Annotated in this window: 3 protein-coding genes; all 3 read left to right on the forward strand. The window is 37.4% G+C overall.

Annotated features, from left to right (window positions below; all coding sequences use genetic code 11):
* Positions 1 to 319, forward strand: a 319-nt coding sequence (locus B7991_RS15025; RefSeq protein WP_217898072.1) for a hypothetical protein, incomplete at its 5' end; no start/stop codon positions are given.
* Positions 320 to 852: 533 nt separating this feature from the next.
* Entirely contained in the window at positions 853 to 1,173 is a 321-nt protein-coding gene (locus B7991_RS15255; RefSeq protein WP_088631485.1) for an acyltransferase family protein, read from the forward strand.
* Positions 1,174 to 1,213: 40 nt separating this feature from the next.
* Positions 1,214 to 1,762 (forward strand): acyltransferase, encoded by a 549-nt coding sequence (locus B7991_RS14585; protein ID WP_176421841.1) that lies wholly within the window; start codon positions 1,214 to 1,216, stop codon positions 1,760 to 1,762.
* The last annotated feature ends 333 nt before the right edge of the window (positions 1,763 to 2,095 follow it).

Here is a 2,095-nt window from a genome sequence, read left to right on the forward strand (position 1 = left end):
CGCTGGATTCACGCCCCGCCTGACGCAACACGTCGGGCGGGGCTTTTTCTTTTTTATCCCGCCCGCCGCTTCCACGAATCGCGCAGGAGCTCCCGCGAATCCCGTGGTGCGCTGTCATACCGGACTTGTTACGGGACGGCATCGGCTTACACATCTCGTTACTGACTTATCTGATCAGTTTTCTATGTTGTTTGTGTTTCTTTGTCCGCACACCGATCGCGCTGGAAACCGCACCGTTATGCGGACCTGCAATATTTGCACCTTGAATATTCCAACCTGGCACATTGATAAAAAGTCCATAAAAATAGCCAAAAAGTAATTACTTGAGCCTCTAACTATTTGTAGTTTAAAAATGTTGGCGAGCGATGGTGCGAGCCTCGGGGTCGTGAGGATAAGACAATGAAGGACAACGAAAAAGAAATCAAAAAGGTTGGACCCATCGTGGAGACTGCCTGGGGCATTCTCCTGCTGGTATCTAGCGTTACACTATTTATAATCGGTTGCTGAGCTATGTTCTTTAACTGGTTGATATAAAGAGAGTCCGTTATTGTTGGAAACGGGCTCTTTTTTTATTTAAGTGTTTTTTGTAATTGCTGTATTTCATGCTGACATAGTTTTGTTTTATCTAATGACCCAAAGGTTATAAATAGAGCAAAACATTTGAGATTCGTCTCTTATTCGATGCTGGAAAATCACCACTTCTAAAAGCGATACAGAATAAGACGAACGCTCACGCCCAATCGGGCGTGGGTCGTTTTGAGCTTGTGTATTGCAGGGTTGTGGTGACCCGTCCAGCATATAGGCGCTAATGACTCACGCCTTTTTTATTGGTATGCTACTTGGTGTAAGAGAGTGAATTTCTTTCTTGAAAGATTCTTAGCTGTTTTTGCAGTTATGATGATTCATGTAAGCGCTTCTGGTTTTTATACAAATCCTGTTCAATCATTTACATGGCAAGTCGTGAATTTTTATGAATGCATGGTTCGGTGGGCCGTTCCGGTTTTTGTTATGGTAAGTGGAATGTTTTTCTTGAATCCTCAAAAAGAGATAACTTTGTCAAAACTATATCGCAAGAATATCTTTAGAATCGTTATGGCCTTAATCACTTGGGGGTTATTTTATCGGTCTTTGTCCATTTCGAAAATGATTTTTTTTAGACAAAGTCTGCGATAAGGAACTAACAGTTGGAATACTAAAACAGTGTTCGACTTTTGTGTTTGGACATGCATGGTATCATTTGTGGTTCTTATACATGATTATTGGACTCTATATACTTGTTCCTTTGATTCGTGTTTTTACAACGTATGCGACAAAAAAACAATACCACTATCTCTTCATCTTGTATTTTTTATTTGGCTCCTTGTTGCCGTTACTTCAAGGTGTCTTGATACTAGTTGATGATCGACTGAAGATTTCTTTTAGTATAAAAGAATTGATGGGTTTTGCCGGATATTTTATTTTAGGGTATTACTTGTTTAGGTATGATTTATCGCACCGTGTAAAAAAATGGATTTATGTATTGACTGGATTATCTCTTGTTTTTCAAATAATCGGGACGTTCCTTGTTAGTTGCAAAATGGGAAAAGCAAATGAATCACTTTATGGTAATTTTAGGCCTAATGTTGCGATTCAGGCTGTAGCGATTTATGTTTTTATCAAAGATTACTTTATAAATAAAGACTTTTCAGAACGTACAAAAAGGATAATTATTTTGTTTTCAAAATATTCATTTGGAATGTATTTGGTACATGATATTCTTTAATATTGTCTTTTCAAGGATCGGCTTTACGGTAACTGCTATCAATCCAGTCATTGCAATACCGCTTCGTTCAATAGTGACTTTTATTTTAAGCTTTGCTGTTATATAGGTGTTGGCGCGTATACCGGTTATAAAAAAGTATTGTATGTAATTTTTACTATTCGAAATTGCGTAGGTGTATTAAGAAATAGTCTAATCGGTTTTGATGACTAATTTTAAATGTTAATATTGTGTTAACATCATGTAGCTTTTACGGATGGTTCGAACATTTTTCAAAAAAATGAAAAAAAGTTGATTTTTTTTACGCTGACCCCTTGTTTTTATTCCTGAAAATTC

The organism is Fibrobacter sp. UWB3 (assembly GCF_002210405.1).
Lineage (GTDB): Bacteria > Fibrobacterota > Fibrobacteria > Fibrobacterales > Fibrobacteraceae > Fibrobacter.